The sequence below is a fragment of the Pseudoalteromonas sp. SWXJ133 genome (assembly GCF_015864365.1).
GTDB lineage: Bacteria > Pseudomonadota > Gammaproteobacteria > Enterobacterales > Alteromonadaceae > Pseudoalteromonas > Pseudoalteromonas arctica.
In genome coordinates this window covers 1-14,457 of sequence record NZ_JADYXJ010000034.1, presented here as the reverse complement: position 1 = coordinate 14,457, position 14,457 = coordinate 1, and the positions used below count along the sequence as shown (strand labels likewise).

Sequence of the window (14,457 nt, the reverse complement as noted above, 5' to 3'; positions counted from 1 at the left end):
GAGACCCACCAAATGAGGTATTTATAATGGCTAAAAAAGTTGAAGCTCTAATCAAGCTACAAGTTGCCGCTGGTATGGCTAATCCTAGTCCTCCAGTAGGTCCTGCACTAGGTCAACACGGTGTAAACATCATGGAATTCTGTAAAGCGTTTAACGCACGTACAGAGTCTATCGAAAAAGGCGCTCCAGTTCCTGTAGTGATCTCTGTTTACGGTGACCGTTCATTTACGTTCGACATGAAAACGCCACCTGCTGCTTACTTACTTAAGAAAGCTGCTGGTATCAAGTCAGGCTCAGGCCGTCCTAACACTGATAAAGTAGGCACAGTAACTCGTGCTCAACTTGAAGAAATTGTTGAGACAAAACGAACTGACCTTACAGCTGCCGATATGGACGCAGCGGTTCGCACTATCGCAGGTTCTGCGCGTGCGATGGGCTTGAACGTAGAGGACTAAGAAATGGCTAAATTAACTAAACGTATGCGTACTATCCGCGAAAAAGTGGAAGTAACTAAAGATTACGAAATCAATGAAGCAGTTGCTCTTTTAAAAGAGTTAGCGACAGCTAAATTCGTAGAAAGTGTTGACGTTGCCGTTAACCTTGGTATCGATGCTCGTAAATCTGATCAAAACGTTCGTGGTGCTACTGTACTACCTAACGGTACTGGTCGTGACGTTCGTGTTGCTGTATTCACACAAGGCGCTAATGCAGAAGCTGCAAAAGAAGCCGGTGCTGAATTAGTAGGCATGGAAGATCTTGCTGAACTAGTTAAAAAAGGCGAGATGAACTTTGACGTTGTTGTTGCATCACCAGACGCTATGCGTGTTGTTGGTCAACTAGGTCAAATCTTAGGCCCACGTGGTCTAATGCCAAACCCTAAAACTGGTACTGTAACGCCTAACGTTGCAGAAGCAGTTAAAAATGCTAAAGCAGGTCAAGTACGTTACCGTAATGACAAAAATGGCATCATCCATACTACTATTGGTAAGGTTGATTTCACTGCAGAGCAATTACAACAAAACCTTGAGTCTCTAATTGTTGCGCTTAAGAAGGCTAAACCTTCTCAAGCTAAAGGTGTTTACTTGAAGAAAGTAACTATCTCTACAACAATGGGCGCAGGCGTTTCTGTTGACCAAAACACTTTAAGCACAACTGTAGCTTAATCAGTGTTTACATGGCGTGAAATTTGTACTATAATTTCGCGCCATTTTGTTGATTAATTTATTAATTGGCAAAGTAAAGAATTCGGGTTGAAGTCCATAATTTCGTTAAGCCTTCGGGGTTAACGATAAATTGGGCTTCCGTCCAAGACCGTAGGTGGCTTCGGCCTTAATATTCACCTACGTAGACGGTGTAGACCCCAGATAGATTTTTCCTAATCCTTCTGGCTCTCGCCGTAAAAAGCATCTCTACCTTGTTTGGTAGGGAAGAGTAGAACAGGGGAATCCGATAATCGGTATCCCCATTAAACCAGGAGTAACACCCATGGCTTTAAATCTTCAAGGCAAAAAAGCAATAGTTGCTGAAGTCAACGAAGCAGCCAATGGTGCTCTATCTGCAGTTGTTGCAGATTCTCGTGGTGTAACAGTTGGCGCAATTACTGCCCTTCGTAAAGAAGCTCGTGCAAATGGTGTTTGGATGAAAGTTGTCCGTAACACTTTAGCAAAACGTGCTCTTGAAGGAACAGATTTTGAGTGTCTTTCTGATTCATTTGTTGGTCCAAGCTTAATTGCTTTCTCATCAGAGCACCCAGGTGCTGCTGCGCGTATCTTTTCAGATTTCGCGAAAAAGAATGAGAAATTCGAGCTTAAAACGGCCGCTTTTGAAGGAAATGTTGTTGATGCAGCAATGCTTGCTACATTACCTACATACGATGAAGCTGTTGCACGCTTAATGAGTGCTATGAAAGAAGCGTCTGCTGGCAAATTGTGTAAAACAATTGAAGCAGTACGTCTACAGAAAGAAGAGCAAGCTGCTTAATTTTAAGCTGTTTAATCACTTTCGGTGTAAAATTTATTTGGACGTAATGTCCGTTAATTATTAGGAAATTTGTAATGTCTGTATCTAAAGACCAAATCCTTGACGCAATTGCTGAAATGTCAGTAATGGACGTTGTTGCTCTTATCGAAGCAATGGAAGAAAAATTCGGCGTAACTGCTGCAGCTGCAATGGTAGCTGGTCCAGCTGCTGAAGCTGCTGAAGAGAAAACAGAATTTGACGTAATCCTTACTGGCGCTGGCGCTAACAAGGTTTCTGCAATCAAAGCTGTTCGTAGCGCAACTGGCCTTGGCCTTAAAGAAGCGAAAGCTCTTGTTGAAGCTGCTCCTACACCTGTTAAAGAAGGTGTATCTAAAGAAGAAGCTGAAGCACTTGCAAAAGATCTTACTGAAGCTGGTGCTGAAGTTGAGGTTAAGTAATTTAGCTTTTGCTAAGTTCGCTGCCTGAGAAATCAGGCAAGGGCTGGTGATTATTTAATCACCGGCCTTTTTGCGCTATAGAGTGATCTACTCTTTTAGCACAAATAAAATCTGATTTTTTTCTTTACTTTCAACGCTTTATAGTTTGCTAGTGTTAAAGTGAGAGCTAAATTAGAGCAACAATTGAATGTTGTAAAATCTTGGCATAGCTGCCAGTTAAGTCTGTTCTTACAAGAACAGGTCGGGTCAAAGATCAGCAAGCTGAGGAACCCCATGGCTTACTCTTATTCTGAAAAGAAACGTATCCGTAAGGATTTTGGTAAACGTCCACAAGTTTTGGATATACCTTTTTTACTGTCTACACAGTTAGAATCGTTTAAAAAATTCTTAGTGCCGGACGCTGATGGCGATCATGGTTTGGAAGCTGCCTTCCGTTCTGTGTTCCCTATTAAAAGCTACTCGGGAAATTCTGAGCTTCAATACGTAAGTTACCGTATTGGTGAGCCAGTTTTCGATGTAAAAGAATGTCAAATTCGCGGTGTGACTTATTCTGCTCCACTTCGCGTGAAACTGCGTCTTGTTGTTATGGACAAAGAAGCACCAGGCACAGTTAAAGACATTAAAGAGCAAGAAGTTTACATGGGCGAAATTCCGCTCATGACAGATACCGGTACTTTTGTAATCAATGGTACAGAGCGTGTTATCGTTTCTCAGCTACACCGTAGCCCTGGTGTATTCTTTGATAACGACCGCGGTAAAACCCATTCATCGGGTAAAGTATTATATAACGCACGCGTTATACCTTACCGTGGTTCATGGTTAGACTTCGAATTTGATGCAAAAGATAACTTATATGTACGTATTGACCGCCGTCGTAAATTACCGGCGTCTATTATCCTACGTGCACTAGATTATTCTAGCGAACAAATCCTAGATATGTTCTTCGATAACACTACGTTTGAAGTAACGAATGGTAAAGTTCTTATGGAACTTGTACCTTCGCGTTTACGTGGTGAAACTGCCGCTTTTGATATCAAGAGCGAAGACGGTGAAGTATTTGTTGAAAGCGGTCGTCGTGTTACGGCTCGCCACATCAAGAGCATCGAGAAGAAAGGCATTAAGCAATTAGAAGTACCACATGAGTACATCATTGGCCGTATTGTAGCTAAAAACTATGTTGATGAGTCAACTGGTGAAGTTATTGCAAATGCAAATGACGAGCTAACTCTAGAGCTAATGGCTGAATTGGTTAAAGCCGGTTACACTAAAATTGATACGTTATATATCAATGAAGTGGACAGCGGTGCTTACATGTCAAATACATTAAACATTGACTCTGCAAGCAGCCGTTTAGAAGCACTAGTAGAAATTTACCGCATGATGCGCCCAGGCGAGCCACCGACGAAAGACGCGGCTGAAGCCTTATTCCAGAACTTGTTCTTCTCTGAAGAACGTTATGACTTATCTACTGTAGGTCGTATGAAGTTCAATAGCCGTGTTGGTTACGATACAGACACAGGCCCTGGCACATTAAGCAAAGAAGACATCGTGTCTGTTATGAAAGTATTAATTGCTATTCGTAACGGTCAAGGCGATGTTGATGATATCGATCACTTAGGCAACCGTCGTATACGTAGTGTTGGCGAAATGGCTGAGAACCAATTCCGTGTTGGTCTAGTACGTGTTGAACGTGCTGTACGTGAGCGTTTAAGCTTAGGTGACCTTGACGCGATAATGCCACAAGATCTTATTAACGCTAAGCCTATTTCGGCAGCTGTTAAAGAGTTCTTCGGCTCGTCTCAGTTATCACAGTTTATGGACCAAAATAACCCACTATCAGAAGTTACGCACAAACGTCGTATCTCTGCATTAGGTCCGGGCGGTCTAACTCGTGAACGCGCAGGCTTTGAAGTACGTGACGTTCACGTAACTCACTATGGTCGCGTATGTCCAATCGAGACTCCTGAGGGTCCAAATATCGGTCTAATTAACTCGTTGTCTACGTACGCACGTACAAATGACTACGGTTTCTTAGAAACACCTTACCGCAAAGTGGTAGACGGTGTTGTAACTGATGAAGTTGATTATTTATCAGCCATTGAAGAAGGTCAGTTTGTTATCGCACAGGCGAACTCAAACTTAACTGAAACCAATGAGTTTGTTGATGAACTTATCCCATGTCGTCACAAAGGTGAATCTACCTTTATGGGTCGCATGGACCAGCAGTATATGGATGTATCACCACAACAGGTGATCTCTGTAGCGGCAGCACTTATCCCGTTCCTAGAACACGATGATGCTAACCGTGCATTGATGGGTTCAAACATGCAACGTCAAGCAGTACCAACATTGAAAGCGGATAAGCCGTTAGTAGGTACTGGTATTGAGTTAACACTAGCGAAAGATTCTGGTGTAACTATCGTTGCTAAACGTGGTGGTGAAGTAATGTATGCTGACGCAAGTCGCATCGTTGTAAATGTACATGAAGAAGAACGCATCCCTGGTGAAGCGGGCATCGACATCTACAACTTAACCAAATACACACGTTCTAACCAAAATACATGTATTAACCAAAAACCAACTTGTATGGTTGGCGAACCGGTTACTCGTGGTGACGTGTTAGCAGATGGTCCTTCGACTGACTTAGGTGACTTAGCCCTTGGTCAAAACCTTCGCGTGGCATTCATGCCATGGAACGGTTACAACTTCGAAGATTCAATCTTGTTATCAGAGCGCGTAGTTGAAGAAGATCGTCTAACGACTATCCATATTCAAGAGCTACAGTGTGTTGCCCGTGATACTAAATTAGGTCCAGAAGAGATCACAGCAGATATCCCGAACGTGGGTGAATCTGCACTAGGCAAGCTTGATGAATCAGGCGTTGTATATATTGGTGCTGAAGTTAAAGGCGGCGATATCCTAGTAGGTAAAGTGACTCCTAAAGGCGAGACACAGCTTACACCTGAAGAGAAGCTACTGCGTGCTATCTTCGGCGAAAAAGCGTCTGACGTTAAAGACAGCTCTTTACGTGTACCAAATTCTGTAACTGGTACTGTAATTGACGTGCAAGTTTTCACCCGTGATGGTGTTGAAAAAGATAAACGCGCGTTAGAAGTTGAAGACATGCAGCTTCGCGAAGCGAAGAAAGACTTCAACGAAGAGTTCCGTATTTTAGAAGCAGGCGTTTTAGACCGTGCACGTAAGCTACTTATAGCTGCTGGTTTTGATGAAGATAAACTTGCATCTCTAAATGCTGAAAAAGTACTTACGCAAAGCCTTGCTGAAGAAGACAAGCAAGCTGAGCTTGAGCAACTAGCTGCACAGTACGATGAACTTAAAGCTGAATACGATAAGAAGTTTGAAAACAAACGTCGTAAAATTACCCAAGGTGATGACTTAGCACCAGGCGTACTTAAGATTGTTAAAGTATACCTAGCTGTTAAACGTCGTATCCAACCGGGTGATAAAATGGCGGGTCGTCATGGTAACAAAGGTGTTATCTCGACTATCGTACCAGTAGAAGATATGCCTTACGATGACAAAGGTCGTACGGTAGATATCGTATTGAATCCACTAGGTGTACCATCACGTATGAACATCGGTCAGATCCTTGAAACACATATGGGTCTTGCTGCACGTGGTATTGGTGAACGTATTGAAGAGATGATGAAAGAACAACGTGAGCTTCATGAGCTACGTGACTTCATCAAGCAAGCATACGAAATTGGCGAATCTCGCCAAGTTGTAGATATTGCTAGCTTCACTGATGACGAAATTCGTCGTCTAGCTGAAAACTTAAAAGGTGGTTTACCAATAGCTACTCCTGCATTTGATGGCGCGAAAGAAAGCGAAATCAAAGACATGCTTGAGCTTGCGGGCTATCCTCGTAGTGGTCAGGTTACACTTTATGATGGCCGTACTGGCGATCAGTTTGAACGTCAAGTAACCGTTGGTTACATGTACATGCTTAAACTTAACCACTTGGTTGACGATAAGATGCACGCACGTTCTACTGGTTCTTACAGCCTTGTTACTCAGCAGCCGCTGGGTGGTAAAGCACAGTTCGGTGGCCAGCGTTTTGGTGAGATGGAAGTATGGGCACTTGAAGCTTACGGTGCTGCTTACACTCTACAAGAAATGCTAACAGTGAAATCGGATGACGTGAACGGTCGTACTAAGATGTATAAAAACATCGTTGATGGTAACCATAAAATGGAACCAGGTATGCCAGAATCGTTCAACGTATTGTTGAAAGAAATCCGCTCACTGGGTATCAACATCGAGTTGGAAGAAAATTAAGCCAATTAGATGCTGCAGTTAACGCTGCAGCATCTGTTACGGCTGAATAGAATGTAGGGACGAGATTATCCGTCCTCAAGATTAACTCCGACAGGAGAGCTAAGGTGAAAGACTTACTTAAGTTTCTGAAGCAACAAAATAAGACCGAAGAATTCGATGCAATTCGCATTGGTCTTGCTTCACCAGACATGGTTCGTTCATGGTCATACGGTGAAGTAAAGAAACCTGAGACTATTAACTACCGTACTTTCAAGCCTGAGCGCGATGGCTTATTCTGTGCCCGTATTTTCGGCCCAGTGAAAGATTATGAGTGTTTATGTGGTAAATATAAACGCCTTAAACACCGTGGTGTGATCTGTGAAAAGTGTGGCGTTGAAGTAACACTCACTAAAGTGCGACGCGATCGTATGGGTCATATCGACCTTGCGAGCCCAGTTGCACATATATGGTTTTTAAAATCATTACCGTCACGTATTGGCTTAATGCTAGATATGACGCTTCGTGATATTGAACGTGTTCTTTACTTCGAATCATTCGTAGTAACTGAACCTGGTATGACAACGCTTGAGCGTGGTCAGCTATTAGGTGAAGAAGAATACTTAGATTCACTAGAAGAGCACGGTGATGAGTTTGAAGCTAAGATGGGTGCTGAAGCAGTTTTAGACTTGCTTCGTGAACTTGATCTTGCTCAATTAATAGCTGAGATGCGTGAAGAGTTACCAACAATTAACTCTGAAACTAAGCGTAAAAAAATCACTAAACGTCTTAAGTTAATGGAATCGTTCCACCAATCAGGTAATAACCCTGAGTGGATGATCATGACAGTACTTCCAGTATTGCCACCTGATCTACGCCCATTAGTACCATTAGACGGTGGTCGTTTTGCGACATCTGATCTAAATGACCTTTACCGTCGTGTTATTAACCGTAATAACCGTCTTAAGCGTCTACTAGATTTAGCAGCACCAGACATTATTGTACGTAACGAAAAACGTATGTTACAAGAAGCGGTAGATGCGCTACTTGATAACGGTCGTCGTGGTCGTGCAATTACAGGTTCTAACAAACGTCCTCTTAAATCTCTTGCTGATATGATCAAGGGTAAGCAAGGTCGTTTCCGTCAGAACTTACTTGGTAAGCGTGTAGATTATTCAGGCCGTTCTGTAATCACAGTTGGTCCTACACTTAAGCTTCACCAATGTGGTCTTCCTAAGAAGATGGCACTAGAGCTATTCAAACCATTCATCTATGGCAAATTAGAACGTCGCGGCATGGCTACGACAATCAAAGCTGCTAAGAAGATGGTTGAACGTGAAGTTCCGGAAGTATGGGATGTACTTGACGAAGTAATTCGTGAACATCCAGTATTACTTAACCGTGCACCAACACTTCACCGTTTGGGTATCCAAGCGTTTGAGCCTGTGCTTATCGAAGGTAAAGCGATTCATTTGCATCCATTAGTATGTGCGGCGTACAACGCCGATTTCGATGGTGACCAAATGGCGGTACACGTACCGTTAACAATCGAAGCGCAGCTTGAAGCTCGTGCATTAATGATGTCAACAAACAACATTCTATCTCCTGCGAATGGTGAGCCAATCATCGTTCCTTCACAGGATGTTGTATTGGGTCTTTATTACATGACTCGTGACCGCATTAACGCTAAAGGCGAAGGCGCGATATTTAAAGATCCAAAAGAAGCAGAAAAAGCATACCGCAGTGGCAATGCAGACCTTCACGCAATTGTGAAAGTACGTATTAGCCAATCAGTTAAAAACGAAGACGGCGTAGTAGAAGATACTATTACTGTTATCGATACAACTGTTGGTCGTGCAATTCTGTCTCTAATTTTACCTAAAGGCATGCCGTTTGCGTCAATCAACCAGCCGCTAGGTAAAAAGCAGATTTCTGGCTTATTGAATGAGTGTTACCGTCGTCTAGGTCTTAAAGATACAGTTATCTTTGCTGACCAAGTTATGTACACCGGTTTCCATTATGCAATGAAGTCAGGTGTTTCTATCGGTATTGATGACTTAGTTATCCCACCGGTTAAAGCACAGATAATTGAATCAGCTGAAGCTGAAGTTACTGAAATCAACCAACAATTCCAATCAGGTCTTGTAACGGCTGGTGAAAAGTACAACAAAGTTATCGATATCTGGTCACGTGTAAACGAAAACTTATCACGTGAGATGATGTCTAACTTGTCGAAAGACACAGTTATCAATGCACAAGGTGAAGAAGTAGAGCAACCGTCATTTAACTCAGTGTTTATGATGGCCGACTCAGGTGCTCGTGGTAGTGCTGCACAGATTCGTCAGTTGGCGGGTATGCGTGGTCTAATGGCACGTCCAGATGGTTCAATCATCGAGACTCCAATCACAGCTAACTTCCGTGAAGGTCTAAACGTACTTCAGTACTTCATCTCAACGCATGGTGCGCGTAAAGGTCTTGCCGATACAGCACTTAAAACAGCAAACTCGGGTTACCTAACGCGTCGTCTAGTAGACGTTGCACAAGATTTGGTAATCAATGAAGATGACTGTGGCACAGAAGATGGCTTAACAATGAAACCGCTTATTGAAGGTGGTGATGTTGTAGAAGCACTTCGTGAACGTGTTCTAGGTCGTGTTGTTGCTGAAGATATTGTGATTCCAGGTACTAATACAGTGCTTGTTGAACGTAATATCATGCTAGACGAAAAACTGTGTGATCTTTTAGAAGAGCATTCAGTAGATGAAGTTCGTGTACGTTCTGTTATCACTTGTGATAATGACTTTGGTGTTTGTGCTAACTGTTACGGTCGTGACCTAGCACGTGGTCATATCATCAACGCTGGTGAATCAGTGGGTGTTATCGCGGCACAGTCAATCGGTGAGCCGGGTACACAGTTAACAATGCGTACCTTCCACATCGGTGGTGCGGCATCTAGAGCGTCTGCAGAAAATAATGTACAAGTAAAAACTAACGGTACATTAAAACTTCATAACTCTAAGTACGTACTTAACACAGACGGTAAGATTGTTATTACTTCTCGTTCTACGGAAATTACTATCATTGATAGTCATGGTCGTGAGAAAGAGCGCTATAAAGTACCTTACGGTGCGGTATTAACAGTGCAAGACAATACGGAAGTTCTAGGTAACGATATAGTTGCTACTTGGGACCCGCATAGTCACCCAATCGTTCTTGAGCATAAATCAAAAGTATCGTTCAGCGATATCGATGATTCAAATACTGAAGCACAGACTGATGAGCTAACGGGTTTAACCCGTGTAGTTGTTAAAGATCTTGCTAAAGTAAATACGAAAGAACCAAAGCTTATCATCGAAAGTGAAGAGCGCGGTCTGCAAGAAACACGTCTTCCTTCATTCACGACGATTGAAGTTATTGACGGCGTTACAGCAAACCCAGGTGACGTGTTAGCACGTATTCCGCAAGAAGGTTCGAAAACTCGTGATATCACGGGTGGTCTACCACGCGTAGCCGACTTATTTGAAGCTCGTAAGCCAAAAGAACCAGCTATATTAGCTGAAGTAACTGGTACAATTAGCTTCGGTAAAGAGACTAAAGGTAAGAAGCGTTTAGTTATTACTCCAGCTGAGGGTGATCATTACGAAGAGATGATTCCTAAATGGCGTCAACTTAACGTGTTTGAAGGTGAGCAAGTGTCTAAAGGTGAAGTTATCGCCGATGGTCCTGAATCACCGCATGACATCTTGCGCCTACGTGGTGTGACTCATGTTGCTAACTATATCGTTAACGAAGTGCAAGAGGTTTACCGTTTGCAAGGCGTTAAGATCAATGATAAGCACATTGAAACAATTATCCGTCAAATGTTACGTAAATGTACCATCATGCACGGCGGTGATACTGACTTCTTAGCCGGTGAACAAATCGAAGTGGCGCGCGTTAATATCGCAAACCGTGACCTTGAAAAACAAGGTAAGATACCAGCTAAGTTTGAAATCCAGTTAATGGGTATCACAAAAGCATCACTAGCAACAGAATCTTTCATCTCTGCAGCGTCTTTCCAAGAGACAACACGTGTTCTTACAGATGCGGCAGTGAATGGTAAGAGCGATGAGCTTCGCGGTCTTAAAGAAAACGTAATTGTGGGTCGTTTGATCCCAGCCGGTACCGGTTTTGCGTATCATCAAGAACGTATGGCTCGCCGTAAACAAAGCAAAGTAGTAGTAGAAGAGCAAACAGTAAGTGCAGAAGAGGCAACTCAAGCACTTACAGACGCTCTAAATGCTGATTTGTCTGGAAATCAATAAACTGTTCTTAATCAATAGATTAAGTGATCGCAAGGCAGTTATATGCTGTCTTGTGGTTAGTTTAGGTTGACAGGTTAAACTTTGCTCATTAAAATTCCGCCACCCATTTACTTGTGTGCTTAATGCAGGCTCGTAAATAAAGGGCGGATTTTTTATTTTTTTCAGTAGTAATTTTAATTTCAGGAGCTATTTAAATGGCAACTATTAACCAGCTAGTGCGTAAGCCACGCCGTAGCAAGGTTACGAAAAGTAACTCAGCTGCACTAAAAGCGTGTCCGCAAAAGCGCGGTGTATGTACTCGCGTATATACAACTACACCTAAGAAACCTAACTCGGCGTTACGTAAAGTAGCTCGTGTACGTTTAACTAACGGTTTCGAAGTAACTTCATACATTGGTGGTGAAGGTCATAACCTTCAAGAGCATAGTGTAATCCTAATCCGTGGTGGTCGTGTTAAAGATTTACCAGGTGTGCGTTTTCACACTGTTCGTGGTGCACTTGACTGTGCAGGCGTTAGCGACCGTCGTCAAGCTCGTTCTAAATACGGTACTAAACGCCCTAAAGGCTAATGTTTTCCGTTAGTAAGGCCAAGCACTAAATATTTATAATTATTGTTTTGGGTGATTGACTCGAAAGAGCAAACCTGAATAAACCGGAGATACAAAATGCCTAGAAGACGCGTAATCGGTCAACGTAAAATTCTTCCAGATCCTAAGTTCGGATCGGAACTTCTTGCTAAATTCGTTAACATCGTGATGTTAGACGGCAAGAAATCTACTGCTGAAAAAATTGTTTATGGTGCGCTAGACGTGGCTGCTGAGAAATCAGGCAAGTCGCACCTAGAAATCTTTGAAACTGCACTTGATAACATCCGCCCACAGGTAGAAGTTAAATCTCGCCGTGTTGGTGGTTCAACTTATCAAGTACCAGTTGAAGTACGTCCAGTTCGTCGTAACGCATTAGGTATGCGTTGGTTAGTAGACGCTGCACGTAAGCGTGGCGAAAAATCTATGGGCTTACGTTTAGCTCAAGAAATCGTTGACGCTTCTGATAATAAAGGCACTGCGGTTAAGAAACGTGAAGACGTTCACCGTATGGCTGAAGCGAATAAAGCATTCGCTCATTACCGTTGGTAATCTGTCTTTAACCTTTAAGAGGATCATATGGCACGTACAACTCCACTTGAGCGCTATCGTAATATAGGTATTGTCGCTCACGTAGATGCAGGCAAAACCACCACAACAGAACGTGTTCTGTTCTACACGGGTCTTTCTCATAAGATCGGTGAAGTACATGATGGCGCTGCAACTATGGATTGGATGGAGCAGGAACAAGAGCGTGGTATCACAATCACTTCTGCTGCAACAACGTGTTTTTGGAAAGGGATGGACGCTCAATTTGACGCCCATCGTATCAATATTATTGATACTCCAGGACACGTAGATTTCACTATCGAAGTAGAGCGTTCTTTACGCGTATTAGATGGTGCGGTAGTTGTTCTTTGTGCTTCATCTGGTGTACAGCCGCAAACTGAGACAGTTTGGCGTCAAGCGAACAAATACGAAGTTCCGAGAATGATTTTCGTAAATAAAATGGATCGCACGGGCGCTGACTTCTTAGCTGTGGTTAGCCAGGTGAAATCTCGTCTTGGAGCAACGCCTGTTCCAATTCAGTTGCCTGTAGGCGCTGAGGACGACTTTAAAGGTGTTATTGACCTTATAAAAATGAAAGTGATTAACTGGAACGAAGCGGACCAGGGTATGACTTTCTCTTATGAGGCAATACCGGCAGAACTTCTGGAATTAGCTGAAGAATGGCGCTCTCACTTAGTTGAAAGCGCTGCTGAAGCAACAGAAGAACTAATGGATAAATACTTAGAAGGTGAAGAGTTAAGTGAAGCAGAAATTAAAAATGCTTTACGCCAACGAACATTAGCTAATGAGATTGTTCCAGTTACTTGTGGTAGCGCATTTAAAAACAAAGGTGTTCAAGCTGTGCTTGATTGCGTTGTTGAATATATGCCTTCACCAGAGCAAGTGAAACAAATCCAAGGTATCCTAGAAAATGGTACTGAGGAAGAACGTCCAGCTAATGATAAAGCGCCGTTTGCTGCACTCGCTTTTAAGATTGCAACAGACCCGTTTGTTGGAACCTTGACCTTTTTCCGTGTTTACTCTGGTACTGTTAAACAGGGTGACACGGTATATAATCCAGTAAAAAGTAAGCGTGAGCGACTTGGCCGTATCGTACAGATGCATTCAAACTCTCGTGAAGAGATCAAAGAAGTTTTCGCAGGCGACATCGCGGCAGCTATTGGTCTTAAAGACGTAACAACAGGTGAAACACTGTGTGATCCGAATTCTATTATTACGCTTGAGCGTATGGAATTCCCTGAACCAGTAATCTCTATTGCGGTTGAGCCTCGCACTATAGCTGACCAAGATAAGATGGGTATCGCGCTGGGTAAACTAGCTGCTGAAGACCCTTCTTTTCGAGTACAAACTGACGAAGAATCAGGCCAGGTTATAATCTCTGGCATGGGTGAACTTCACCTAGATATCATCGTCGACCGTATGAAACGTGAATTCAGTGTTGAATGTAACGTTGGTAAGCCGCAGGTCTCATACCGAGAAGCTATTCGTTCAACTGTTAAGGTTGAAGGGAAGTTTATACGTCAGTCAGGTGGTCGTGGTCAATATGGTCACGTTTGGATTAAACTTGAACCGATGGATATTACGGATGATGAGTCACCAATTTACGAGTTCGTTAACGAAACCGTAGGTGGTTCTGTTCCTAAAGAGTTCGTCCCTGCGGTAGACAAAGGTATCCAAGAGCAAATGTCTCAAGGTGTACTGGCAGGCTACCCATTACTTGGCGTTAAAGCGACTTTATATGATGGTTCATTCCATGATGTAGATTCGAATGAAATGGCATTTAAAATAGCAGGTTCACTGGCAATGAGAGATGGGGCGCTTAAAGCTAACCCTGTACTACTAGAGCCAGTAATGAAGGTTGAAGTACTCACTCCTGATTCAAATATGGGTGATGTAGTTGGCGACTTAAACCGTCGCCGCGGCATAATCGAAGGCATGGAAGATGCATTAGGTGGACTTAAGCAAATTAATGCGCAGGTTCCTCTTTCTGAAATGTTTGGTTATGCGACTGCTTTACGATCTGCAACACAGGGCCGTGCCTCATACTCTATGGAGTTTGTGAAGTACGCTGAAGCCTCTAAAAACGTTGCAGATACAATAATTTCAGCTCGCGCTGTTATATAATTTTAGCTTGTCTGGCTCAATAGTGAGTCAGGCTTTAATTTCTTTATTAGGAATTTTTTAAGATGGCAAAAGAAAAGTTTGAACGCGTAAAACCGCACGTAAACGTTGGTACAATCGGCCACGTTGACCACGGTAAAACTACACTAACTGCAGCAATCACTAACGTACTTGCAAAAGTATACG

General features: G+C 42.9%; 10 protein-coding genes. All 10 read left to right on the top strand.

Annotation, left to right across the window (positions count from 1 at the left end; all coding sequences use genetic code 11):
• Positions 1–26: 26 nt before the first annotated feature.
• A complete protein-coding gene (rplK, locus tag I6F40_RS18580; RefSeq protein ID WP_002958879.1) occupies positions 27–455 on the top strand; it encodes a 50S ribosomal protein L11 in 429 nt (142 codons plus the stop codon).
• Positions 456–458: 3 nt separating this feature from the next.
• A complete protein-coding gene (rplA, locus tag I6F40_RS18575) occupies positions 459–1,163 on the top strand; it encodes a 50S ribosomal protein L1 (protein ID WP_007580124.1) in 705 nt (234 codons plus the stop codon).
• A gap of 322 nt (positions 1,164–1,485) precedes the next feature.
• Entirely contained in the window at positions 1,486–1,980 is a 495-nt protein-coding gene (gene rplJ / locus I6F40_RS18570) for a 50S ribosomal protein L10 (protein ID WP_024610769.1), read from the top strand.
• Between the two features lie 74 nt (positions 1,981–2,054).
• Positions 2,055–2,417 (top strand): 50S ribosomal protein L7/L12, encoded by a 363-nt coding sequence (rplL, locus tag I6F40_RS18565; RefSeq protein ID WP_002958882.1) that lies wholly within the window; start codon positions 2,055–2,057, stop codon positions 2,415–2,417.
• Positions 2,418–2,690: 273 nt separating this feature from the next.
• On the top strand, positions 2,691–6,716 hold the full coding sequence (rpoB, locus tag I6F40_RS18560) for a DNA-directed RNA polymerase subunit beta (protein WP_165740515.1): 4,026 nt from the start codon (positions 2,691–2,693) through the stop codon (positions 6,714–6,716).
• A 104-nt stretch (positions 6,717–6,820) separates the two neighbouring features.
• On the top strand, positions 6,821–10,996 hold the full coding sequence (gene rpoC / locus I6F40_RS18555) for a DNA-directed RNA polymerase subunit beta' (protein WP_166379495.1): 4,176 nt from the start codon (positions 6,821–6,823) through the stop codon (positions 10,994–10,996).
• A gap of 194 nt (positions 10,997–11,190) precedes the next feature.
• The gene (gene rpsL / locus I6F40_RS18550) at positions 11,191–11,565 is read left to right on the top strand and encodes a 30S ribosomal protein S12 (RefSeq protein ID WP_008165517.1); all 375 of its coding nucleotides are present in this window, start codon (positions 11,191–11,193) and stop codon (positions 11,563–11,565) included.
• 96 nt (positions 11,566–11,661) lie between these two features.
• Positions 11,662–12,132 carry a 30S ribosomal protein S7 gene (gene rpsG / locus I6F40_RS18545; RefSeq protein WP_010555004.1) on the top strand — a complete coding sequence of 157 codons (471 nt, stop codon included), beginning with the start codon at positions 11,662–11,664 and terminating at the stop codon, positions 12,130–12,132.
• Positions 12,133–12,159: 27 nt separating this feature from the next.
• Complete coding sequence (fusA, locus tag I6F40_RS18540; protein ID WP_007580132.1) at positions 12,160–14,274, top strand: elongation factor G; 2,115 nt, start codon at positions 12,160–12,162, stop codon at positions 14,272–14,274.
• A gap of 62 nt (positions 14,275–14,336) precedes the next feature.
• Positions 14,337–14,457, top strand: a 121-nt coding sequence (locus I6F40_RS18535) for a GTP-binding protein (RefSeq protein ID WP_021031985.1), incomplete at its 3' end; no start/stop codon positions are given.

Bases quoted from the DNA above. Each gene is read 5' to 3' on its own strand.
- rplL (WP_002958882.1), top strand. From the start codon at position 2,055: ATGTCTGTATCTAAAGACCAAATCCTTGACGCAATTGCTGAAATGTCA.
- rpsG (WP_010555004.1), top strand. From the start codon at position 11,662: ATGCCTAGAAGACGCGTAATCGGTCAACGTAAAATTCTTCCAGATCCT.
- rplJ (WP_024610769.1), top strand. From the start codon at position 1,486: ATGGCTTTAAATCTTCAAGGCAAAAAAGCAATAGTTGCTGAAGTCAAC.
- fusA (WP_007580132.1), top strand. From the start codon at position 12,160: ATGGCACGTACAACTCCACTTGAGCGCTATCGTAATATAGGTATTGTC.
- rplA (WP_007580124.1), top strand. From the start codon at position 459: ATGGCTAAATTAACTAAACGTATGCGTACTATCCGCGAAAAAGTGGAA.
- rplK (WP_002958879.1), top strand. From the start codon at position 27: ATGGCTAAAAAAGTTGAAGCTCTAATCAAGCTACAAGTTGCCGCTGGT.
- rpoB (WP_165740515.1), top strand. From the start codon at position 2,691: ATGGCTTACTCTTATTCTGAAAAGAAACGTATCCGTAAGGATTTTGGT.
- rpsL (WP_008165517.1), top strand. From the start codon at position 11,191: ATGGCAACTATTAACCAGCTAGTGCGTAAGCCACGCCGTAGCAAGGTT.